The 23,151-nt window shown below is 55.9% G+C and carries 18 protein-coding genes and 5 pseudogenes; 14 read left to right on the top strand and 9 right to left on the bottom strand.

What is annotated here, in order from left to right; genetic code table 11:
- Both F7Q90_RS15350 and F7Q90_RS15345 read left to right on the top strand, forming a co-directional pair.
- Window positions 1-97: transposase domain-containing protein (locus F7Q90_RS15350; RefSeq protein WP_151160719.1), on the top strand; the 97-nt coding region annotated here is incomplete at its 5' end.
- Window positions 60-551 (top strand): FMN-binding negative transcriptional regulator, encoded by a 492-nt coding sequence (locus F7Q90_RS15345; protein ID WP_080577382.1) that lies wholly within the window; start codon window positions 60-62, stop codon window positions 549-551. The genes F7Q90_RS15350 and F7Q90_RS15345, both read left to right, overlap by 38 nt.
- 59 nt (window positions 552-610) lie before the next feature.
- Here F7Q90_RS15345 and kup read toward each other — a convergent pair whose 3' ends face one another.
- On the bottom strand, window positions 611-2,479 hold the full coding sequence (gene kup, locus F7Q90_RS15340) for a low affinity potassium transporter Kup (RefSeq protein WP_006119178.1): 1,869 nt from the start codon (window positions 2,477-2,479) through the stop codon (window positions 611-613).
- Window positions 2,480-3,489: 1,010 nt separating this feature from the next.
- Here kup and F7Q90_RS15335 point away from each other — a divergent pair.
- Window positions 3,490-5,133 (top strand): methyl-accepting chemotaxis protein, encoded by a 1,644-nt coding sequence (locus F7Q90_RS15335; protein WP_044242025.1) that lies wholly within the window; start codon window positions 3,490-3,492, stop codon window positions 5,131-5,133.
- Window positions 5,134-5,178: 45 nt separating this feature from the next.
- On the opposite strand, the gene F7Q90_RS15330 is transcribed toward F7Q90_RS15335, so the two are convergent.
- The 4 genes from F7Q90_RS15330 to F7Q90_RS15315 all read right to left on the bottom strand — a co-directional run bounded on the left by F7Q90_RS15330 (window position 5,179) and on the right by F7Q90_RS15315 (window position 8,240).
- Window positions 5,179-5,826 carry an anti-sigma factor gene (locus tag F7Q90_RS15330; RefSeq protein WP_006119176.1) on the bottom strand — a complete coding sequence of 216 codons (648 nt, stop codon included), beginning with the start codon at window positions 5,824-5,826 and terminating at the stop codon, window positions 5,179-5,181.
- Entirely contained in the window at window positions 5,823-6,377 is a 555-nt protein-coding gene (locus F7Q90_RS15325; RefSeq protein WP_006119174.1) for an RNA polymerase sigma factor, read from the bottom strand. The genes F7Q90_RS15330 and F7Q90_RS15325 overlap by 4 nt, the downstream gene beginning before the upstream one ends.
- 42 nt (window positions 6,378-6,419) lie before the next feature.
- On the bottom strand, window positions 6,420-6,983 hold the full coding sequence (locus tag F7Q90_RS15320; protein WP_006119170.1) for a fasciclin domain-containing protein: 564 nt from the start codon (window positions 6,981-6,983) through the stop codon (window positions 6,420-6,422).
- Window positions 6,984-7,325: 342 nt separating this feature from the next.
- Entirely contained in the window at window positions 7,326-8,240 is a 915-nt protein-coding gene (locus tag F7Q90_RS15315) for a LysR substrate-binding domain-containing protein (RefSeq protein WP_006119169.1), read from the bottom strand.
- Between the two features lie 93 nt (window positions 8,241-8,333).
- On the opposite strand from F7Q90_RS15315, the gene F7Q90_RS15310 reads away from it, so the two are divergent.
- The 5 genes and pseudogenes from F7Q90_RS15310 (at window position 8,334) to F7Q90_RS15290 (ending at window position 13,523) form a co-directional block, all read left to right on the top strand.
- The gene (locus F7Q90_RS15310; protein ID WP_006119168.1) at window positions 8,334-9,464 is read left to right on the top strand and encodes an alanine racemase; all 1,131 of its coding nucleotides are present in this window, start codon (window positions 8,334-8,336) and stop codon (window positions 9,462-9,464) included.
- Window positions 9,465-9,497: 33 nt separating this feature from the next.
- Window positions 9,498-10,970: pseudogene (locus tag F7Q90_RS15305) on the top strand (aldehyde dehydrogenase family protein).
- Between the two features lie 23 nt (window positions 10,971-10,993).
- Complete coding sequence (locus F7Q90_RS15300) at window positions 10,994-12,325, top strand: NAD(P)/FAD-dependent oxidoreductase (protein WP_006119166.1); 1,332 nt, start codon at window positions 10,994-10,996, stop codon at window positions 12,323-12,325.
- Between the two features lie 9 nt (window positions 12,326-12,334).
- On the top strand, window positions 12,335-12,724 hold the full coding sequence (locus tag F7Q90_RS15295; protein WP_006119165.1) for a RidA family protein: 390 nt from the start codon (window positions 12,335-12,337) through the stop codon (window positions 12,722-12,724).
- Window positions 12,725-12,803: 79 nt separating this feature from the next.
- Complete coding sequence (locus F7Q90_RS15290) at window positions 12,804-13,523, top strand: hypothetical protein (protein ID WP_044242024.1); 720 nt, start codon at window positions 12,804-12,806, stop codon at window positions 13,521-13,523.
- Window positions 13,524-13,645: 122 nt separating this feature from the next.
- Here F7Q90_RS15290 and F7Q90_RS15285 read toward each other — a convergent pair.
- Window positions 13,646-14,536, bottom strand: a pseudogene (locus F7Q90_RS15285) (GntR family transcriptional regulator); the annotation flags it as partial.
- Here F7Q90_RS15285 and F7Q90_RS15280 point away from each other — a divergent pair.
- From F7Q90_RS15280 to F7Q90_RS15255, 6 genes and pseudogenes are all read left to right on the top strand, one after another.
- A pseudogene (locus tag F7Q90_RS15280) lies at window positions 14,535-15,155 on the top strand (polysaccharide deacetylase family protein); the annotation flags it as partial. The pseudogenes F7Q90_RS15285 and F7Q90_RS15280 sit on opposite strands and share 2 nt — an antisense overlap.
- Window positions 15,156-15,184: 29 nt before the next feature.
- Complete coding sequence (locus F7Q90_RS15275) at window positions 15,185-16,555, top strand: MFS transporter (RefSeq protein WP_006119162.1); 1,371 nt, start codon at window positions 15,185-15,187, stop codon at window positions 16,553-16,555.
- A gap of 9 nt (window positions 16,556-16,564) precedes the next feature.
- The gene (locus F7Q90_RS15270; protein ID WP_006119161.1) at window positions 16,565-17,338 is read left to right on the top strand and encodes an SDR family NAD(P)-dependent oxidoreductase; all 774 of its coding nucleotides are present in this window, start codon (window positions 16,565-16,567) and stop codon (window positions 17,336-17,338) included.
- A 9-nt stretch (window positions 17,339-17,347) separates the two neighbouring features.
- Window positions 17,348-18,094: an SDR family NAD(P)-dependent oxidoreductase gene (locus tag F7Q90_RS15265; RefSeq protein WP_006119160.1), complete on the top strand. Its 747-nt coding sequence runs from the start codon at window positions 17,348-17,350 to the stop codon at window positions 18,092-18,094.
- A gap of 12 nt (window positions 18,095-18,106) precedes the next feature.
- The gene (locus F7Q90_RS15260) at window positions 18,107-18,391 is read left to right on the top strand and encodes a hypothetical protein (RefSeq protein ID WP_006119159.1); all 285 of its coding nucleotides are present in this window, start codon (window positions 18,107-18,109) and stop codon (window positions 18,389-18,391) included.
- A gap of 20 nt (window positions 18,392-18,411) precedes the next feature.
- Window positions 18,412-18,591, top strand: a pseudogene (locus tag F7Q90_RS15255) (GTP-binding protein); the annotation flags it as partial.
- 447 nt (window positions 18,592-19,038) lie between these two features.
- Here F7Q90_RS15255 and F7Q90_RS15250 read toward each other — a convergent pair.
- The 3 genes and pseudogenes from F7Q90_RS15250 to F7Q90_RS15240 all read right to left on the bottom strand — a co-directional run bounded on the left by F7Q90_RS15250 (window position 19,039) and on the right by F7Q90_RS15240 (window position 23,149).
- Window positions 19,039-19,572, bottom strand: a complete 534-nt coding sequence (locus F7Q90_RS15250) for a C40 family peptidase (protein WP_006119158.1) — start codon at window positions 19,570-19,572, stop codon at window positions 19,039-19,041.
- Between the two features lie 254 nt (window positions 19,573-19,826).
- Window positions 19,827-20,540 (bottom strand): MgtC/SapB family protein, encoded by a 714-nt coding sequence (locus F7Q90_RS15245; RefSeq protein WP_006119157.1) that lies wholly within the window; start codon window positions 20,538-20,540, stop codon window positions 19,827-19,829.
- A gap of 304 nt (window positions 20,541-20,844) precedes the next feature.
- A pseudogene (locus F7Q90_RS15240) lies at window positions 20,845-23,149 on the bottom strand (FdhF/YdeP family oxidoreductase).
- Window positions 23,150-23,151 lie beyond the last annotated feature (2 nt).

Here is a 23,151-nt window from a genome sequence, read left to right as displayed (position 1 = left end):
GACGTGGTTGCGTTACGTCATCGGTCATATACAGGACTGGCCGGTGAACCGGGTCCGCGATCTGCTGCCATGGAAGGTCGAGCTTCCCTCTGCCTGAACGTCAATACGGTCTGAATGCGACGCTTACGAGCGTTCTGGGTCCGCATGCCTTTATCAGTACGGATTACTATCTGGCGTCACCTGCCGTTCCAACCTGGAACTATGCCGCCGTCAGCGTGAAAGGCATCAGCAGGCTGATGACGCAGGCGGAACTGGGCCAGTCGCTGGACAGAATGTTAGCCGCGTTTCAACCGGGCCTGCGGCAGGATAAACAACGGCTTCCCGATGATTATCAACAAAAACTGATGCAGGGCATCACCGGTGTCAGGATAGAGATTAGCAACATCAGCGGCACGCTGAAGCTTGGGCAGCATCGCCGTCCACCCGAACAGCTTAATGTTTTCCAGCAACTGGCTGCCCAGGGCGGTGCGTATGCGGATTATGCGCGCTTTGCTCATGACTGGCTTAGCCGCTTCCGGCCAGACGTACTGACCCGTCACCACGGTGCGTAAAGGCTGAGGAGGGAATAAACCGGGCAGCGTCACATGAAGACGCTGCCCGGGTACGTCAATCAAAACTCTTTTTGCCCACCCAGCTCAATGACGCGGTTTGGCGGGATCATAAACTGTTCATGGGCACGTAACGCATTGCGCTGGAAGAAATGGAAGATGGCACCACGGGCATGTGCCAGACCGCGTCGCTTCTTCATCACCAGCGTGTCGTGAGAGGTGAAAAACGACGCCTCATTTAACGTACAGCCAAATCCTTCCAGCCCGCACAGGTGCAACACATCTTTCATGGAAGGCCGTTCATGCCAGCCGTATTCGGCCGTCACCTGCCAGAAGGACGGCGAAAGCTGACGTAGCGCGATGCGCTTCTGGTTATGAACACGCGGCAGGTCAACCGTTTTGATATGCAGAAGAACCGTCCGCTCATGCAGCACCCGGTTGTGTTTCAGGTTATGCAGCAGCGCCTGCGGAATTTCATACTCTTTGCGGGTCAGAAAAATTGCCGTACCGCCAACCCGCATCGGGGGCGAAGCCTCCAGCGAGCTAATCAGGGCTTTTAACCTGACGGGATCGTCAGTCAGACGACGAATGAGCCTTGAACGCTCTCCGCTCCAGATCAGCATCAGCATCAGCATCGTCATCGCCAGCAACACGGGGACCCAGCCGCCCGACAGCAGTTTCATCAGGTTGGAAATAAACAACGGAACGTCGATCGCCAACATACAGAGCAGGAAAACCAGCGCCACGGGCAGCGGCCATTTCCAGTTTTTAAAGGCGACGATACCGGCCAGGCAGGCTGTCAGAACCATGGTGCCGGTCACCACGATGCCGTACGCCGAAGAGAGGGCCGAGGACTGACGGAAGGCCAGGATGACGACGGTCACCGCACCGAAAAGTAACCAGTTCACTACCGGGATGTAGATTTGCCCCGATTCGGTTGCCGAGGTGAAAATGACGCGCATCGGCGGCAAAAAGCCCTGACGAATTGCCTGGTGTGTCAGGGTATAAACCCCACTAATGATCGCCTGAGCCGCAATAACGGTGGCCAGCGTCGACAGGATGATTAACGGAATCTGCGCCCAGACCGGGGCCAGGATATAAAACGGGTTTTGTATCGCGGCGGGATTGACCAGCACCAGCGCCCCCTGACCGAAATAGTTCAGCACGAGAGCAGGCAGGGCAATGATCAGCCACGCCAGCCTGATGGGGGTTTTCCCCAAATGTCCCATGTCAGCATACAGGGCCTCCGCACCGGTCACCGCCAGCACCACCATCCCCAAAGCTGCGAAAGAGAGGGCTTCATGATTCAGCAGAAATTTCAGCGCAAATGCCGGGTTGAGCGCATGAAGAACATGGGGATTCATCAGAATTCCGTGCACGCCCAGTATCGCCAGGGTGATAAACCACACCAGCATAATCGGTCCAAAGACGCGGCTGACCCGTTCAGTGCCGTGTTTTTGAATCACAAATAACAGGGTCAGAATCACCACAGCCAGCGGCACGATATAGCGATCCAGCGCGGGTGCAACAACCTCGATCCCCTCAACGGCAGACAGCACTGAGATGGCCGGCGTGATAATGCCGTCGCCGTAAAAAAAGGCGCCGCCCGTCAAACCGGCAAGCACAATGATGCGGCTGAGCGTGGCGCCAACATTTTGCCGGGCCAGCGACATTAAGGTCAGTATTCCCCCTTCGCCATCGTGATCGGCGCGCATGATGAACATGACATATTTCACCGTCACAATCAGCATCAGTCCCCAGAAGATCAGCGACAGAAAGCCCATCACGGCTTCTTCGGTGACCGCGCCAGAAGGAAGGATAGAAAGACACTCTTTTAAGGTATAAAGCGGGCTGGTACCGATATCACCAAATACGATCCCTGCTGCTGCCAGCATACCGGCTGGAAGGGATTGCTTTTCAGACTGGGTCATTTAATGTCCTGTTGTATTTCACGTCATCATAAGGGCTTTGTTGAATAATAGGTAATCATTCTGTTTTGTCTGCACTGTTTTGGTAGAAAACGCTGATGCCAGACAGAACACCGTCATACGCAAGCATGTAATGCATTGATTTTATGTTATCTGAAACAACCGTTTTCATAGTACCACAGCATAAAATCCATTTATTCAACAAAGCCCATCATAAGCTTCAAACCGACAGTTACACCGGTTGACGCTGAGCATGACATTACACGTTTTGCTGTGAATTAGGGAGTAGCTGGTGATGTTATGTACTGCATTTTTACAGCTTTGCGCTTTATTTTTACGGCATTTTTATACAACTGTCGATTTATCCGGCAGTGAGGCCTGACGCTGACCCTTTACCGCTACCGTTTCCCCCTGACGCGTGATTCGCCTGCCAGGTCAACACACGCGGATAAGGTCTCATCTCAACGCTGCCTCCCTCGTAACAGCATGCGGACGCGTCCGTGCACGCTCAGAACAGTTCCTCAAAGTGTAATCAGCCCGTACAGGAAACACCACGCAGCCTCTGCCGTTTTAAAAAAATATTTTTTAATAGTCCTTATTTATGATTAATGCTGTCAGCGATTTTTTAAGGCTAATTAATTTCAAAAAATAAAAGACAAATACGGTGTCGTGGACAGGGGGTGAAGACGATTTTGCGCTGTCTTTAGCCAACTTTTACTGATTAATGTCGTGCGTCGTTTTAAATAAGGTTGGATAAACGATAGCTGAAAATAAATTTCGTTTATTTTTAATCATTATCACTTCTTCTTTTTAATTTTCCTTTCTGCCTTTAATAGTCAAACTCTCATTCAGCGGGCTAATCTGTTTTTATGAAAATAAACGTGTTGCCCTGATATCTTTGCGTAACAGCACCATCTGACATTAATGCTAATGCCTGAAGCGTCGATATATTTATTGCTGGCGTTATTCAGCATTAATTACAGAATTACCGTCTTAATATTCGGGGTTTTAATATGACTATTACACAGCGACTTTTCCTGACGTTTTCTCTACTCTCCGCCGCCATGGTCGCGATGGTAGTGATCGTCATCATGGTGTTAGCAGGCTTTCAGTCGCGTTTTCAGTACGTGCAAGACAACACGCTACCTTCAATTGTAGACCTTGATAAAATGGTCAACGGCAGTAATCGGGTTAACGTATCGCTTTATCGCCACCAGAGTGCCAAAGATTCGGCTAAGCCGGTTGAGTTCGAAAAAGAAATCGCTGCGAAGATGGATACGCTGAAAGGCCTGACCCTGTTCTATTTAAAAAATGAAATTACCAACGATCAGGATAAGCAGTTAAGTGAACATGCGCTGGCACTGATTAAACAGATCCAGACGCGCTTACCTGCCTTCCTTGAATACTCGCGTTCGCATGATGACGCTCATTCTCTTTCCGCGTTGCAAGGCCCGGACGGTGTGGGGCAGTCTATCCGTGATCTCATTGAGAGTTATCAGAACCAACTGCAGTTTAATGTGCAGGTGGGCGCGGCTTTTCAAAAAGAGAATAACCGCGTTTATCATCAAACCTTATGGGCCTTAATCGCCGGTTCCAGCGTCATTATCCTGATATTGGGCGCGTTATCTGTTCGTACTATATTAAGCATTCGTCGCCATCTGAATGGTATGCGCACAACCATGGAGCACGCCAGCGAGCGGCTTGATTTAACGCTGCGTGCCGATGACGCACGTAAAGATGAAATCGGGTTAACGGCAAAAGCATTTAATGCTTTGGTGGAGAATGTGGCGCAGTCTTTGTCTGCCGTCGAACGGTCCGCCCACTCGGTCAGCACGGCCTCGTCGCAAATTTCAGCCGGTAACGAAGATCTCTCCTCACGAACCGAACAGCAGGCCGCGTCGCTTGAAGAAACGGCGGCCAGCATGTCTGAACTGAGCGAAACGGTTCGTCAGACGGCTGAAAATACCCGTCTTGCCAGCCAGTTGTCTAAAAAAGCGCGTGAGATATCCAGTGACAGCTCTGACAAAGTGCACACCATGTTAGGCACCATGACCGACATAAAACAGAGTTCGGAGAAAATCACCGCCATCATCGCGCTGATTGAAGGTGTGGCGTTTCAGACCAATATCCTGGCACTCAACGCCGCCGTTGAGGCCGCCCGTGCCGGCGAGCAGGGGCGTGGCTTTGCCGTGGTGGCCGGTGAAGTGCGTAATCTTGCCCAACGCTCGTCGGCCTCCGCACGGGAGATTAAAGATCTGATCGAATCGTCGATGAGTTATGTGGAAACGGGCGTCAGCCAGGCAGAGCAGGTCGGGGAAAATATGGGGCGCATGAATGATGCAATTCGCCAGGTCACCGATCTGGTTGATGAGATTGCCATTGCGTCTCAGGAGCAGTCGCTGGGCATCAGTCAGGTCCATCAGGCTGTGCATCAGATGGATGACGTTACGCAACAGAACGCCGCGCTGGTGCAGGAAGCGTCATCAGCATCGCGCTCGCTGATGGATCAGGCAGGCGCACTGAATGATCTTGTTGCCGCCTTCGTGCTGACCGAGGCTCCCGCTGTACAGGCGCGCACGGTGGCGCCGCTCAAACCCGCCTTCGCGATGGCGACCGCATCGGCGGCAAATCAGGACGCAAACTGGCAACATTTCTGATGTGTCCGTGACACGCAGTGACAGGACTGTCACTGCATGTCGGGCCTATATTTTACCACTGTAAAGTACGGGCCCGGTGGGTTGCCCCGTCGGTGAGCCGCCCCGCGGCTCCCGGCTGATGGCGACTACCGCGTTTTTCAGGGAATCTTGCCGTTTCAGTGCCAGTTGGGTGGCCTGTTCAGCGTTAAGTAACCCCAGCGAAATGGGACGACTGCCTGTTGGAATCAGCCATAACTGCAGGCTGGTGTGGCTGTCAGCCGTCACCGGCTGCAATGGCGTCACCCGTAACTGGGTTAAATCGTGGTCGGCGCTGACCACCCATTGGCTGTGTTGCTGAGCGTCACTCATGACGGTAAGCGGGGTAAACTCTGGCACGTAAAACATGCGCCAGGAAAAAAGAGCAAGGACCGCAATGGCCGCCGCTACCATCCAGCCCAGTGCGGCGCGGCGGGCAGGGCGGACAGAAGGTTTTGCGGGCAGATTCAGGACAATTTTCTTCCAGACCCGATCCGGCGGGATTTCGGGTATCAGCTGACTGTCCAGCCCAGCGAGTAACGTTTGCCATTTGGCAACCTGTTCGGCCAGCTCTGGCTCGGTCAGCAGGCGCGTCTGAAAGCGTAACCGGGCGGGGCCACGCAGCGTACCAATGGCGTACTCGGCAGAGAGTGCATCGTCACGTTGTTGTCTGTTCATAGTCCGACACATTCCCGAAGGTGGGCCATGGCACGGCGGATCCAGCTTTTCACCGAACCCACCGGCTGCTGTAGCCAGTGAGCAATATCGCTGTGTGACATGCCCTGATAATAGGCCAGCGTAACGCTCTGCCGTTGCTCGCTGCTTAGGTTTTCCATACAGCGACGCAGGCGCGCAGCCTGGGCATCATCGGGCCTGCTGTCTGGTTCGTCGGCATCGACGACCAGCAGGGCATCATCATGCGGTTCTTCTGTACTGGCCATGCGCGCCTGTCCGCTACGTAACCAGTCAATACAACGATGACGAACGATCTGCGTCATCCAGGTCATCGGCGCGCTCAGCGCTGGATCATAGGTCTCCGCTTTGCTCCAGATGGTGAGAAAGCAGTCATGCAGCACTTCTTCCGCCCAGGGGCGGTGGCGTAACATCCGTAAGGCAATGGCAAAAAGGTGCGGCGAGGTTTGCCGATACAGTTTTTCGAACGCTAGGCGATCGCCTTTCACGATCGCCTGCATCAGGGTTACCTGCTCCACTGCCCGCACCTTGTCCATAATCATCCTGAATGATGTGATTTTCCGTTTGAGTATAGAGAATTACTTCGGCATTAATACGGTATCAATCACATCTATCACGCCGTTTTTCTGGTTGACGTCATACGTACTGATATTGGCCACGTTACCCTGTGCATCTTTCAGCTGAATATTGTGTGGGCCATTATTCATAATCCACAACGGCTGGCCGTTAACGGTTTTCAGTTCAGCATGACCGCCGCCTTGCTTAATCTTGTTCTCCAGCGCTTTCATGTCGTATTTGCCTGCCACAACATGGTAGGTCAGGACGCTGGTCAACTGCGCTTTGTTTTCCGGCTTAAGCAGATTATCGACGGTACCGGCGGGCAGTTTCGCGAACGCGGCATTGGTTGGGGCAAAGACGGTAAACGGCCCTTTACCCTGTAGTGTGTCAACCAGACCGGCCGCCTTCACCGCCGCCACCAGCGTGGTGTGATCTTTCGAATTCACCGCATTCTCAACGATATTTTTCTGAGGGTACATCGCAGCGCCACCGACCATCACGGAGCCCGACTCCATTGCGGCAAATGAGGCGGCAGTAAACAGGAATGCGCTTGAAACTACGGCAACAGCGAAGAACTTTTTCATCGTAAATCCTCATAAGAGAGAGTGGATAAGTGTCTTGCAAAGAGAGATACGAGAGCAGGGGCGTCACTGGATGCAGAAAAAAATAATTTTTTTTACGAAGATTTATCCGCTGGAGGCGGGCGCACGGGTACGGTCAAGCACGCCTGGCCGTTTAAGCACAATTTTCACGGGCTGTCCGGCCTGGCGATACCGTCACTAACACAAAGCGATTCAAGCACACTCATTCTGTGTGATTGTGCGCTGATTACTCCGACCTCATGCCGTTCGCAACAGCTGGCGTGAGCGGCTGATAAGCCCTGTGGACCGCGAAGCACACCTGTCCCCCCCAACAAGACCTGTGGCTTACTGTTCGTTCTGCATCCACGGCGGCGCGCTAAAGGTGGTTTTCAGTAACGTAATAAAGCCCTGAGTACGGGGCAGGCGTTTGATTTCTGGCATGCTGGTCAGCGCGGCAATGTCGGCGGGCGGCAGCATAAATTCAGGCAGGAGTGGGACCAGTCGCCCCTGTTTAATTTCACTGCTGATGTCCCAGATCGAGCGCACCATAATCCCTTTGCCTTGCAGCGCCCAGCGTTTAATCACCCGACCATCGTTACTTGCCAGACGGGGCGTAATTTTGACGGTGACCGGGTCATGCTGATGCGCAAACACCCAACGAGTCACGTCCTCAGCATTTTCACGGATAACCAGACAGTGGTGCTGCGTGAGTTCAGCGGGATGCGTGGGCACACCGTGGCGCTGCAGATAATCCGGCGAAGCGCACAGCACGCGGCGGTTAGGTGCAATTCGGGTGCTGTACAGCGACGAATCCCGCAGGTTGCCAATATAGATCGCCACGTCCCATTTATCGGCCTGCATCCAGTTCGGGTTGTCTGACAGCATCAGATCCACGCTGAGATCGGGGTGCTGGTCAACATAATCGGAGAGCAAGGGCGCGATATATTCCGAGCCAAAGCCCAGCGGAGCCAGTACCCGCAACGTGCCGCTTATCCGGTTTCGGGTCTGGTCAATCACATCCTGTAGCTGGTCCAGCTCATGCAAAATCAGCCGCGCGCGTGCTAATAACGCTTCACCTTCGTCGGTCAGAATGATCCGTTTTGCCGGACGCAAAATAAGCTTAATGCCCATTTTTTGTTCAATGTGCTGCAGCCGCTGGGTCACGGACGGTGGCGTGATATCCAGATAGCGGGCGGCGGCGGCCAGGGTCGCGCTGGCGGAGATCACCTGAAAAAACCGCAGATCGTCACTGTTGATCATTAGGTTCAAACCTAATCATTAATTGGGTGTGTCTGCATTTTAAACTAAATGCATTGATGAGAGCATCCAGTAAACCCCTCAGGACAGACAATGATGCTTAACGATTCCTCACTGACAACGCCGTATCTGCTGCTGGACAAAGTGAAGTTCAGGCGGAATATCCGCAGGCTCTACGATCATATTGATAGCCTGCACTGTCAGATTCGCCCCCATCTGAAAACGCTACGCACGGTACAGTCGGCCCCCTGGCTACTGCGTGACCGGGCTTCACCGGCCACGGTGTCCACACTGGCTGAAGCCGAGGCGTTTGCTGCCGCAGGTTACCGCAATATCCTTTATGCCGTGGGGATTGCGCCGGACAAGCTGCCGCGCATCGCGGCCTGTCTGCGTCTAGGTGCTTATGTGCATCTTCTGCTCGACAGTCTGACACAGGCGCAGGCCATATCTGCATACGGGCAGCAGCATCAGGTGGCCTTTAGCGTGTTTATCGAGATTGACTGCGACGGTCATCGGGGCGGCATAAAACCGGACGACAGCGCCCTGACCGACATTGGCGCGTATTTGCAGCAGAACGGAATGCATGTCGAAGGGGTGTTAACTCACGCGGGGGAATCGTATCACTGCCGTACGCAGGACGAGATTGCACAGGCGGCACGGGCGGAGTGCCAGGCCGCCATCAAAGCGGCTAAGCGCCTTCGCGCGGCTGGCGTGACCTGTCCGGTGGTTAGCGTGGGATCGACGCCCACGGCCCATGCCGTAAGGGATTTAGACGGGGTAACGGAAGTGCGCGCCGGGGTGTTTTCCACTTTCGATCTGTTTATGACCAACCTCGGCGTCTGCACCGCCGACGATATCGCGCTTTCTGTTGTCACCACGGTAATTGGCCAAAATGCTGAGAAAGGCTGGCTGTTTGTCGATGCAGGCTGGATGGCGATGTCGCGCGACCGTGGCACCGCCTCGCAAAAAACCGACTATGGCTACGGTCTGGTATGTGACAGCGAAGGGCGATCCACCGGACTCCTGCTGTCGTCCACCAATCAGGAACACGGCATTATCGCCATTCCGCCCGACAGCGGTCACCAGGTCACGGATTTCTCGCTCGGGACCCGGCTGCGGATTTTGCCCAATCACGCCTGCGCCACTGCCGGAATGCACACCCGGTATCAGGTAATGGACAGCCAGAGCGGGGAACACGAAGTCTGGCATCGCGTCACCGGCTGGTGATGTCCCGCTCCTTTCTTTTTTCAAGAGGCACGTATGACTGATTTCAATCCCGATGACGTTCACCTGTCCAGCGGACACTTTATCGACGGACAATTTGTATCCGCCAGCGGTCAGGCTATGGGCATTAAACGGCCTTCTGACGGTCAGCATTATGCAGAGATCCATGAGGCGGACGCCCGTACCGTCGACGATGCCGTGACCGTGGCCGAAGCACGGCGCATCAGCAGCGGCTGGTCGGGTTGTTCGCCACGAGAACGGGGTGCGGCCCTCTCGCGCTGGGCAGACTTAATCGAAAAAGACAGTGAATACCTGGCGCAGCTGGAAGCCGTCGGATCGACCCGGCCCGTCACCGATGCGCGCAATATCGAAGTGCCCTTTACCGCGGCGGCCCTGCGTTTTTATGCCGAATGCGCGGACAAATACAGCGGCGACGTGTTTCCAACGCAGCACAGTAGCCTGGGCATGCTGGTGCCTGAGCCCTATGGGGTGATCGGCGCAATCACGCCGTGGAATTTTCCCCTGTCGATGGCTTCCTAGAAATGCGGCCCGGCTCTGGCGGCAGGCAACGCGGTGGTGCTGAAGCCGTCTGAACTGACGCCGTTTTCAACGGCCCGTCTGGCCGAACTGGCGGTGCAGGCGGGGATCCCATCCGGTGTGCTGAATGTGATCCAGGGCAGCGGCAAGGTCACCGGTAATGCGCTGGTAACGCATCCGCTGGTGCGCAAGGTCTCCTTTACCGGCTCCACTGCCACCGGTGCGGCGATTATGAGCCAGGCGACCCTGCACGGCACTAAACCGGTCACGCTGGAGCTGGGCGGCAAAAGCCCGCAGCTGGTCTTTGATGACGCCGGTGACGCCGACGAGATTGCCGAGCGCCTCTTTCTGGGATTCACAGTGAATGCCGGTCAGGCCTGCGTGTCCGGAACACGTTTGATTATTCAGAAAGGCATTGCTGAACGTGTTACAGAAAAGCTGATTGCACGCTGTCAGAAACCCGTGCCCGGCATGACCTGGCACGCGTCAACACGGTATTGTCCGCTGATTGACGCACGCCAGGGTGAAAAAGTGGCCACGATTATTGCGCAGTCCGTCGCTCAGGGTGCGCGGGTGCTGGTGGGTGGAAAACGCTACGACAATACGAAAGAAGGCTGGTTCTGGCAGCCCACACTGCTGGAGAACGTCGGCCCGGATAACGTGGCGCTGCACGAAGAGATTTTTGGACCGGTGCTGACCATTCAGACCTTTACCGATGAGGAAGAAGCCCTGGCGCTGGCGCAGCATGCGGTCTTTGGCCTGTGCGCGGGCGTCCACACGGTGAACATGCCACGGGCGATGCGCTTAATGCGCGCGCTGGACAGCCGCACGGTGTGGGTTAACCGCTATCGCCGCACCTGTGATTTCATTATCCCTACCGGCGGTTTTCAGGGATCCGGCTTTGGTAAAGATCTGGGCCGCCAGGCCTTTGAGGCCTGTCAGCGCTATAAAAGCGTATTAATCGATTTTTAACCTTTCGCTGGAGAGCAGATATTATGCCCGCACCGCTCAGGCTGGTTCAGGACAGTACGCATTTTCCCGACTCGGTGGATGTAGTGATTATTGGGGCAGGCATTGTCGGCGCGGCAACCTGCTGGGCGCTCACCCAAAAAGGCTATCGGGTGGCGGTGCTCGAAAAGGGCCTGGTCGGGGCTGAACAGTCAAGCCGTAACTGGGGCTGGTGCCGCCAGCTTAACCGGGATGAACGGGAGATCCCGCTGATCCTGCATGCGCTGCAACGCTGGCATGAGCTGAGCAAGGAAATCGGCATGGACGTGGGGTTCCGCGCCACCGGGCTGGTCTATGCAACGTGCACGGAAAAGGACATCCGCAACTGGGATAACTGGGGGAAAATGGCGAAGCAGTACGGCATTCGTAGCCAGATTCTCAATGCCGCAGAGGCAAAAGCCATGACGCCCGGTAGCCGCACAGCGTGGAAAGGCGGCGTGCATTCACCCGATGACGGTTATGCCGATCCCGCGCTTGCCGCGCCAGGCCTGATGGAGGCGGCGGTGAAAAAGGGCGCCTTTCTGTTTCAGCGCTGTGCGGTGCGCGGGCTGGATATTTCGGCAGGTCAGGTGAGCGGGGTGATCACGGAAAGAGGTCTGATTAAAACCTCGCGCGTGGTCTGCGCCGCAGGTGCCTGGACATCGCTGTTTTGTCGCCGGCACGGCATCGATTTACCTGCGGGTAATGTCATCGGCAGTGCGTTTCGTACTTATCCCGTCGAACAGGTGATTACCCGGCCTTTCTATACGGATGCGTTTGCCTGTCGGCCACGATCGGACGGCGGTTATACCATCGCACTGTCTGGTACAGGTCGTCTTGAACCCGGCATTCAGGGGCTGAAATATGCCCGTCAGTTCTTCCCGTTATACAAAGCACGTCGGCTCAATCTGGAAACCAAAATCCGCCTGACCTCCTTTTTACAGGGACCGGAGTCGCTGGCGCGCTGGTCAATGGAGCGCCCGTCTCCCTTTGAAAAAATCCGCATTCTGGACCCGACGGTGTCGGACGGCGTGGTGGAAAAGGGGCTGATGGCCATCGGCCGTGAGTATCCTGCGCTGGCCGGGCTGCGAGTCACGCAGGCCTGGGGCGGCGTCATCGACTGTATGCCTGACGATATATCGGTCATCTCCACCGTGCCACAGCTTCCCGGTCTGGTTCTGTCGGCGGGCTACAGTGGGCATGGCTTTGGCATCGGTCCCGGTGCCGGCCGCCTGACGGCCGATCTGGTGACCGGTGATGATCCCATCGTGGACCCCACGGCGTTCCGTTACAGTCGTTTCCGCGATGGCAGCGCCCTGAAACAACCCGGCATGATGTAAGGAGAAAATATGCTTCAGCGATTGCAGGCGCGTGATATCAATGACCAGCCGCATCCCGGTCATTACTCCCACTATTGTCTGGGGGCAGGAATGATGTTTATTTCGGGTCTGTTACCGGCCACGCCCGCAGGGGAGATGCTCAGCGCCGCGCCCTTTGCCGATCAGGTCCTGCAGGTCTTTGCCAGTCTGGATACCTGCCTGCGCCAGGAGAATCTTACCCGATCGCAACTGGTGATGGTCAGAGTCTATCTGGCTGACATCGCATTATGGGATGATTTTAATGCGCTTTACGCGCAGTGGCTGGGGAGCTGGAAACCCGCCCGCGCTGTGGTGCCGGTTTCCGGACTGCATTATGGTGTCCTGTTAGAGATTGAAGCGACGGCGGTGCAGACGCGTTGAACGGCGCGCTTTGCCCGCGGCGCGTCGCCGTAAGGGATGGTAAAATGCGCATATGCTCGTCAGGAGAAGGCCGCCAGGCATGAAGCTCACCGCTGAATTCTTCAGGATACAACTCTGTTTCGCGACCTGGGTGGCGTCAGGCACAGGCATGCCGCTGGCCAACGCGATTATGGATTACACGAACATTTTTATTCGTCTGGGGTGCGGGCGGCGGTTCGATCGTAAGCTTCCCGCCTGGTCAGACTATATTCGCGGCCTGAGGCACAACCCCGATAAAGATGCTGAGTATACGCTGGCTGTCTGGCAATCCCGGCCGCCTGTTGCCCCACCCGATGTGGTGGGTCGTTCGGGCTGTTTCTCATTCAGTCTGGAAACGGATCGGTCCGCACGCATTCATTTTGACCGCACTGACGGAACGGTTTCGCCCCTGTGTGACAGCGAGGTCGCCGCGCGTCAGCGCGAATTGTGCGGTTTACTGGCGCAGATAGTGACTCTCACGCCCGCGGTAAAAACCCTTCGTGGGCTGTCGTGGCTCTACCATCATCACCGCTATCGTCGGCTGTTTCCGCCCGCGTACCTGCGTTCGGCCATGCCGGTCACGGACCGCTACCGTAATATGCCGCTCTGGGGACAGTTTTTGCGCTGGGACGGTAGCCTCAGAGCAGAACGTGCGTCGCACTTGTATCAGCATATTCAGGGCGAGTTTCATCCTTCCCGCCTGGCGACCGGTTTTCCGCTTCAGCCGCTGGCGGTCAGCGCACCGGTGACTGTTTTTCAAGCGTTTTACGCGCGTCGGTAAAGAGGCTGAGTCACCATGTCCGACATGACGCGTTCAGCGCTGAAGAGGGAACCGGTGACGGGCTAGTGTGACAGGAGGAGAAGACGTCGCTTTTTACGTGACAGTGTCACCTTTATAAGCGACTAGCGCCGTGCCATAAAATCCGGAAAGGCCGGAACAGGCAGCACAGATAACACTTTCAGCCGCTGCAACGTGCGAACCTGCGCGCGCTCCAGATGATCCTTCATGCAGGCGGCCGCCAGTTCCCAGTTCCGTTTCAGCAAAAATTCATAGACCAGGCAGTGTTCATCCAGCATGGCACTGTCGACAGGGATACGCAGCAGGTCATAGAAAATGCGCGTGACGATAAAGGGCGACTGGTGTTGTCGCAGTATCTGCATCATCAGCTTGTTACCGGCAGGCTCCAGGCAGCGAATGTGCAGATCTTCTTCCAGGGTTTCCAGTTCAATGGCCGTTAACTGCTTACCCTGCGATTTTTTCGCGTTATCCAGCCGCGACTTCAGCCAGTCGACGTCCAGCCGTTCGCCTGCTTTACGCAGCGCTGCGGGTTCAAGATTGGCCCGGATTTCAAAATGGTCGCCCAGCTCGCGCGCCGTTAACGGACCGGTAAGCCACTGGGAATAGGGTTCTTTTTCCACCAGGCCTTTATCACGCAGGCGCATTAAGCTCTCACGAATCACGCCCCGGCTGGTGGTGTAATAGTGTGCCGCGTCCTGCTCATCCACCTGATAGCAACCAAAGATCATCGCGGTCGACAGCACACCCTGGAGGTGCTCCAGCACTTTTTCACCCGTACTGCGGGTGTCGACCAGTTCCTCATGATGCGCCAGCCCCAACAGTTCGCGCGTCAGGGCAATGCGCACGGGTTCGACGTCCTCATCGTCGCGGGCCACGATAAAGCCCCGGCCTTCAAAGCGGGCAATCCAGCCTTCTTCATGCAGCATACTTAACGCCCGCCTGACCGGTACGCGGCTGGTGCCGAACAGCTGTGCTAACGGACCTTCCAGCAACAATGGCTACAGCCATGAAAACCCGATTGCCATGACGCCCGCGCAGGAAGAGGTGGTGCTGGATCGCAGTATTGAACTGGTGACGCAGCTTGCGGGTAAACGTCCAACCGGTTACGTCGCGCCCTGGTGGGAATTCAGCAATGTGACCAATGAGCTGCTGCTGAAAAAAGGCATCAAATACGATCACAGCCTGATGCACAACGACTTTCATCCTTACTACGTTCGCGTAGGCGACAGCTGGACCAAAATTGACTACAGCCAGCATCCGGACACCTGGATGAAGCCGCTGATGCGCGGCGAAGAGACCGACCTGGTGGAGATCCCCGCTAACTGGTATCTGGATGATCTGCCACCCATGATGTTTATCAAGAAGTCACCGAACAGCCACGGTTTTGTCAATCCGCGCCATCTGGAGGAGATCTGGCGCGATCAGTTCGACTGGGTATATCGCGAAAACGACTATGCCGTCTTTACCATGACGATTCATCCCGACGTATCAGGCCGTCCGCAGGTGCTGCTGATGCTGGAGCGCCTGATTAAGTACATCCAGAGTCACCAGGGCGTGCGTTTCGTCACTTTCGACGAAATTGCCGACGACTTCTTAGCGCGCCAACCGCGTTAAGCCTTTTCCTCTTGCAGAGTGATCACGACATGAGCATCTACAAAAAAAAATCCGTTAACGGCTGGCAGCCCCAGCAGTTAACCACCAGGGATGTCAAATTCGCTACATGGATCGCCTTCTTCGCCTGGATCTTCGCCGTCTATGACTTCATCCTTTTCGGCACCTTGCTGCCGGAGATCGGCGGTCATTTTGGCTGGAGCGAAGTCGAACAGTCTGAAATTGCTACCTGGGTCGCGTTTGGTGAGGCAGTGATCGCTCTGGCCATTGGCCCGCTGGTGGATCGCCTGGGACGGCGCATGGGCATCGTTATTACCGTGGGAGGCGCGGCCCTGTGTTCGCTGCTGACCGCAATAGGGGGATTATGGGGTAAGGGCGCATTGACCGCCATTCGCTCCGTTGCCGGTCTGGGTTATGCAGAGCAAACGGTTAACGCCACCTATTTATCAGAACTCTATACTGCGCTGGACGATCCCAAACTCAACAAACGGAAGGGATTTGTCTACAGCCTGGTGCAGGGCGGATGGCCGGTCGGTGCGCTGGTGGCCTCGGCGCTGACCGCGATTCTGCTGCCGATTATCGGCTGGCAGGGCAGCTTTATCTTCGCAGCCTTTCGGTCGCTGGTGATCGCGCTGCTGGCGCTGAAGCTGAAAGAAACGCCTCAGTTTGAAGTACAGAAGAAAATCAAAACGCTGCGGGAGCAGGGTAAAGAGAAAGATGCACGCCAGGTCGCGGCCGACTATCAGGTTCCGTATGAAGATCAGCCGAAGTCAGGTTTTGCCTCGGCATTTCGCGGCACGGCGTTGCGCTCAACCTTGGTACTGGGTGTTGCCATTTTGCTGAACTGGTTCGCCATTCAGATCTTCAGCGTGCTGGGCACCACGGTAATTACCAAAACCCACGCGGTCTCGTTCAATAACTCTTTATTGATCCTGATTCTGTCTAACCTGGTGGGCTATTGCGGCTATCTGGCACACGGCTGGCTCGGTGACCGCATCGGTCGTCGCAACACCATCGCGGCCGGCTGGATGCTGGGCGGTATCGCCTTTGCCGCGATGCTGTTCTGCCCGGACAACTTTGCCATCATCGTGGCCCTGTACAGCGTCGGTCTGTTTTTCCTGATTGGTCCGTATGCGGCCGCACTGTTCTTTATCAGTGAAAGTTTCCCGACCGCCATTCGTGCTACTGCGGGCGCATTAATTATGGCAATGGGGCCGGTGGGCGCAATTGTGGCCGGTGTCGGCACCACCTCAGTGCTGAGTCAGGGTGGACACTGGCAGGAGGCGGCACTGTTGTTTGGTGCGGTTCCGTGCTTTGTCTCGGGCATCATTATTCTGTTCGCCCGGCCGGTTACGCAACTGAATACGCACATCGCCGCCGCCTCCACTCAACCTCAGGCCTAAGGAAACCCTATGCAGAATGCAAACACAGCCCCGGTTGCCGCGATCAGCGGAGCCGCAAGTGGGATTGGACTGGCGCTGGCAACGCTGTATGCCCAGAGAGGCGTGCGGGTGATAGCGGGCTATTATCCGCAGGATCCCCACGATCCGGCCGTCGCTGCCGCGCAGATTGAAGCGGCGGGCGGTGACGCGCTCTGGCTGCCGCTTAACGTCGGATCCACCGACTCGGTGGACGCGTTTATTGCGCAAGGCGTACAGCACTTTGGACGGCTTGACGCGGTCGTCGCCAATGCGGGCATTCTGCGTCGAGCAGAGATTGAGGAGATGAGCGACGCACGCTGGGATGAGATGCTCAATGTCGATCTGACCGGCGTGATGCGCCTGTTCCGTGCCGCTGCCGCCCACCTTCAGTCGGGGGCCAGCCTGGTTGCGGTGTCGTCGATTGCGGGCGGTGTATATGGCTGGCAGGCGCATGCGCACTATGCCGCCGCGAAGGCGGCGGTGCCCGGCATTTGCCGCTCCCTGGCCGTCGAACTCGCGCCGCGCGGGGTGCGATGTAATGCCATCATCCCCGGGCTGATTGAAACGCCGCAGTCACTGGATAAGGATAATTCGCTTGGCCCGGAAGGGCTGGCGAAGGCGGCGAAGGCGATTCCGCTGGGCCGCGTCGGACGCGCCGAGGAAGTGGCGAAAGTCATCGCGTTTCTCACCAGCGACGAGAGCAGTTACCTCACCGGACAGAGTCTGATTGTCGACGGTGGACTCACCGTTCGCTGGCCGGATTAAGGAGAACCCATGCAACTCAGGATGAAACGTTGTGTAATCAGCGGCGCGGCCAGCGGCATCGGGGCGGCCATCGCGATGCTGTTCGCCCGCGAAGGTGCCCATCTGATACTCACTGACCGCGACAGTACAAAGCTCAAGACTGTGGTTGATCACTGTCGCCAGTCTGGCGTGCCGTGTTTTGGCATTGTGGCCGATGTCGGCGAGGTGGAAGGCGCCACGGCGGGCGTGGATGCCTGCCTGGCGCAGTTCGACGGAATCGATATTCTGGTGAATAACGCCGGAATGCTGACCCAGGCGCGCTGTACCGATATCACGCTGCCCATGTGGGAAGAGATGATGGCTGTGGATTTACGCAGTGTCTTCCTGGCGACGCAACGGGCGTTGCCGTCCATGCTGGCGCAGCGCTGGGGCAGAGTGATCAACATCGCGTCGCAGCTCGGTATCAAAGGCGGTGCCGAACTCAGCCATTATGCGGCGGCCAAAGCCGGCGTATTAGGCTTTACCCGATCGCTGGGGCTGGAGGTGTCCGCAGATAATGTGCTGGTGAACGCCATCGCGCCCGGTCCGGTTGAAACGCCGCTTATCGATGGCATCAATCAGGCATGGAAAACGGCCAAGGCAGCCGAACTGCCGCTGGGACGTTTTGGCCGGGCGGAAGAGGTCGCCCCGGTAGCGTTACTGCTGGCAAGTGAGCCCGGCGGTAACCTGTTTGTTGGCCAGACGCTTGGCCCTAATTCCGGCGATGTCATGCCCTGAGGAGAAGCCGATATGTGCGGCGTTTGTGGTTTACTGGACAGCGGTCCGCAATGGAGCGATGCGCTACAAAACGATCTGCCCCAGCGCCAGTTGCGGTTAAAGCAGCTGGCGCTGCTCAACCGAACGCTTAAACCCTGGCGGCTCACGCTGACTGAGTTTCATGCCAGTTGGGTGCTCTCCAGCCCAACCGGTCAGCAGGTGATGGTGAATTCACTGGACCTGTTGTGGAAAGAGGTCGAGAAGATCACCAAACGCCCGCTTGATCCACTGGATGAAGCCTGGCTGGCGGCGCTGTAAGGCATACAAGAGGAGCGGCTATGCTGCACGATCAAAAACTGCCGCTGCATATTCTGAGCGGTTTCCTGGGAAGCGGCAAAACCACGCTGCTGCCCAGCGGCTGCGTCTGTTGCCAGATTCGCGGCGAACTGAAAACGGCGTTACTGGATCTCTATGAACGGCGCGTGCGCGGCATGCTGCCGCCGTTCAGCCAGGTCTTGCATTACCGCAAAAATCATCCGGCCTGTGTCGTCGCAGACGTTTTGTCATGTCTTAGCCGGTGCCGCAGCAACATGGCCATCCGCTCAGCATAATCGCACACAGACTGCGGGAGTGATGATAAGCCATTCAGGAACGCGACGAAATGCCGGAATTCTTTCCGGTGTTTTGGCGGGTTGGACAAGCCGGAGGCGCGTCAGCATGTGAGCAACCATGACCAAAAACCATTAAAACCCGTATATCTCTATGTTGGTGCGTATAATGTATATTATGTTAAATGAGGTATCCGGTTACGCACTCAGCCAGCCCGTTTACGCCTTTCCTGCCTCACCGCTTCTTTTTGTCCGCTTCTGTACCCACAAATCACAACAACACTACGTAAAAAACGGGCGCTTATCCCTGTGCTGGATTGGCAGATTTCACGTAGCGTTGCCTGGCATAATTCACGTTTAGCTGGCTCTGTTCAGTGTCACCTGTGCCCCGTATTCTCGCGTCAGACGACGCGCCTGGTAATAAACCGATTTCCAGTATGGGTTGTTCAGTGATGAGCGAATCACGCCCTTGCTGGCCGACGCGTGAATAAACTGATTATCCGTATCGTAGAAGCCTACGTGCATGCCGCCACCAATGCGGAAAAACACCAGATCGCCTGGTTGCAGATGTTCCGGTGTGACACGAACGCCCATATGCAGCAGATCGGCTGTGGTGACGCGGTCCATTGGCAGATTGAAACGATCGTGCAAGGTTCGCCAGACGTAGCCCGAGCAATCCACGCCAGACAGCTGTGTGCCGCCCCATTGGTAGGGCGTATCATGCCAGGTGTGCATTTGGTCATGCAACGCCGCGACGATAGGAATCAAATCCGGGTTTTGCGATGCGTCAGCGGCGGCGGTGTCCTCGGGTTCATCTGAATGATGATGACTGCAACCAGAAAGCAGGAGCATAAGGCCGGAAAGAAAAAAGAATGAGGTTTTACGCTTCATCGAATAATCCGCACAGTAAAGATAACAAGGTGAGCAACGCTAAGGGCTTTTATAACCCATTCAATCGCTTATAGAAATATCTACGCTCTGCTTTACTTAACCTTACACTCAAACGGCAGGCTCTCTTTATATAGCGTAAAAAAGCGCACCTGGAAACGGATTTTCGCGAATAAAATAACAACGCTACGCGAAATCTGACGCATAACTCCCCTGCTCTTTTATCAGAATTCACGTAGCGGCGCCTGTTTTTTGTGCTATCCGTTTTCGCTCGAATCCAGACCGCATACCTGCCAGCGCACCGAACTGACCCCTTTCTCCAGACTGATGCGGCTTACAAGACTTTCCAGCTGTCCGGTCATGCTGGGTTGGCCCATCACTTCGGCATTCACTTCCATGCGATGTGGCGGATCCAAATCTTCACTGTGGAGCGATTGCAGGCGCAGGCCGCTGTTGCCCAGGCTGTGCAGCATCAAACTGCGCACCTGAACTTCATCCTGCGCCAGACAAACGATCTGCACTTTGTAATGTTGTACTGCCTCGTCGGCCGACACGATGGACTGGCGATTAATGCCCAGCGCCAGTTCACGCAACAGAATGTTGGCACAGAGAATCACCATGCAACCTATCGCGGCTTCGAGTAACAACCCCATGCTGCACAGGACGCCGACGGCCGCGGTACACCACAAGGTGGCGGCGGTATTCAGGCCGCGAACGTTTAATCCGTCGCGCATAATCACACCGCCACCCAAGAAGCCGATACCGGAAACCACATAGGCGGCAACGCGAGTGGCGTCGGTGGCAATGCCGGGAACACACTGCGTCATCAGAACGAACAGACAGGCGCCGGTGCTGACCAGCGCGTTAGTACGTAAGCCGGTCATGCGTTGACGCAGCTGACGTTCGCTGCCGATGAGCGCACCCAGAATCAGCGCGGCCGATACGCGCAGTAAAAAGATTTTCCAGTCCATGTTAAACCTCTCTCCGCCGCGCGGCAGGCGCAGTACGGAAAAACAAAGATGAATAAAATGGATTACAGCGGGCGTTGATGCAAAGCGCATCACGTCAGGGAAGGATGTTGATACAGCCGCCATCTTAACGTGCAGTTAAGACAGCCAAAACTATCTTACTGCAGAAGCCTGGTGTAATCGTTCGGGACTTGTGTCCAATGTAGGTTGCCTCTTGCGTAAAATTCGCGGCGATTGTATAGCCATCTGAGGGCGGATTTCCACTCAGATGGCGCTTCGTTCAGGATTGGTTTAGCTGGACGGACGTTTAACGGCGCGTTGCGGACGCCTCAACCGGCACGTCGGCGCGGGCCAGCTCCATCCTCACCGGTGTGCTTTTATAGGAGGGAATACCGCTTTTTGTGTCGTAACTGTCTAAGGGAATCAACACGTTAGCTTCAGGGTAATAGGCCGCAACCGATCCTTCGGCCATATCATGCACTGCGATAGTCAGATTATCGAGACGGCGATGAGTGGGATTGCCGTCCGGGTCCAGCGCAATGATGTTAACCTGATCGCCCATGCGAACACCCTTTTTCTCCGCCTCGTTTTCACTGATAAACAGAATGTCGCGGCGGCCTGAAACGCCGCGATAGCGGTCATCCAGCCCGTAGAGCGTGGTGTTGTACTGATCGTGACTGCGCAGTGTCGTCAGAACGAGATCATGACATTTCAACGAGCGCGGATCTTCATTGATGCCGTCCATCACCAGAAATTGTGCTTTGCCCGATGGCGTATGCCAGACACGTTCAGACGCGCCATTCGGTAAACGGAACCCGCCCGGCTGCTGAATACGTTCGTTGAAGTTGTCAAAACCCGGAATCACCGCTTCGATGGCGTCACGAATCAGGCTGTAGTCGCCTGTCAACGTGTCCCAGTCCACGACCGTGTCCGGCAACGTGGCTTTGCCCAGGCCCGCGATGAGCGCGGGTTCGGATTTCAGATGAGGCGACGCCGGATCGAGCGTGCCGCGTGAGGCGTGTACCATCGACATGGAATCTTCAACCGTCACGCTCTGTGCACCAGACTGTTGCTGGTCAATCTCGGTGCGGCCAAGCACCGGGAACAGATAGCTGTGTTTTGCCAGCAACAAATGCGAGCGGTTCAGTTTGGTGGCCATGTGCACCACCATATCCAGCTTGCGCATCGCAGCAAAGGTTTGCTGTGGATCCGACATGGCTTCGGCCAGATTACCGCCCAGGCACAGCAGTGCGTTTATCTCACCATCGCGAATGGCCTGAACGGCCTTAACGGCACTGTGTCCGTGTTTTGTCGGTGGCGTAAAACCAAAGACCGCTTCGATACGCTTCAGCAGGCTTTCGGAGGGAACTTCGGTGATGCCAACGGTACGATCGCCCTGCACATTCGAGTGACCGCGTAACGGACAAATGCCCGCGCCCTTCTTGCCCATATTGCCGCGTAACAGCAGCAGATTCGCAATTTGTTGCACGTTCTGCGTGCCATACTGATGCTGAGTAATTCCCATGCCATAGCAAATGATCGTGCGTTCAGCATTAGCGTAAAGCTGGGCGATATGCTCAATCTGTTCGCGTGACATACCCGAAACGTTAAGAATATGCGCCCAGTCCGTCGCCTCAAGGTCGGCTTTTAAGGCATCCAGGCCCTGCGTATGTTCAGCGATAAACGCGGCGTCAAACACGCCAGGATTGCCGCGGGTTTTGGCCTCTTCATCCATCGCCATCAGGCACTTCATCACGCCTTTAAGCATGGCCGCATCACCGCCGACCCGGATTTTGTAATAGGTTGACGCCAGTTCCGTTGAGCTCAGCGTCACCATCTGTACCGGATTTTGCGGGGCGGTAAAACGCTCAAGTCCCCGTTCGCGCAACGGATTGATCGCGACGATTTTCGCACCGCGTTTCGACACCTCCTGCAACGTGGCCAGCATGCGCGGATGGTTTGTACCAGGGTTATGACCGATACAGATCACCAGATCGCAATGGTCAAAATCATCCAGCTCTACCGTGCCTTTGCCGATGCCAATCGATTCGGGCAAGCCGACGCTGGTTGGCTCGTGGCACATATTGGAACAGTCGGGGAAGTTATTGGTGCCAAATTCGCGGGCAAACAGCTGCCACAGAAAGGCGGCCTCGTTGGAAGCACGTCCCGAGGTATAAAATTCCACGCTGTCGGGATTGTGATAACTGCGCAGCCGCTCACCAATTTCATTGAAGGCGGTTTGCCACTCGATGGGTTGATAGGTATCCGTTACCGGATCGTATTTCATTGGATGCGTCAGCCTGCCTTCGCCTTCAAGCTCGTAGGCGCTGCGCTGCCACAATTCGCTGACCGGGTGGGCCGCGAAAAACTCAGGTGTTGTGCGTTTACTGGTAGCTTCCCATGACACCGCTTTCGCGCCGTTTTCACAGAACTCAAAGGAGGACGTGTGTTTGGGATCGGGCCAGGCACAGCCGGGACAGTCAAAGCCTTTAGGCTGGTTAACTTTAAATAAGGCAATCACGTCCTGTTTCACGGCCATCTGTCAGGGCCCCCCAGCCGCCCGCTGCGCCATCATAGGGTTTCACACCTTCCGTCCTGTTTTGCTCTTTCATTG

Origin of the sequence: Pantoea stewartii subsp. stewartii, assembly GCF_008801695.1 — a bacterium.
In the GTDB taxonomy this organism is placed as follows: domain Bacteria; phylum Pseudomonadota; class Gammaproteobacteria; order Enterobacterales; family Enterobacteriaceae; genus Pantoea; species Pantoea stewartii.
This window is presented reverse-complemented; position numbering and strand designations above follow the sequence as displayed.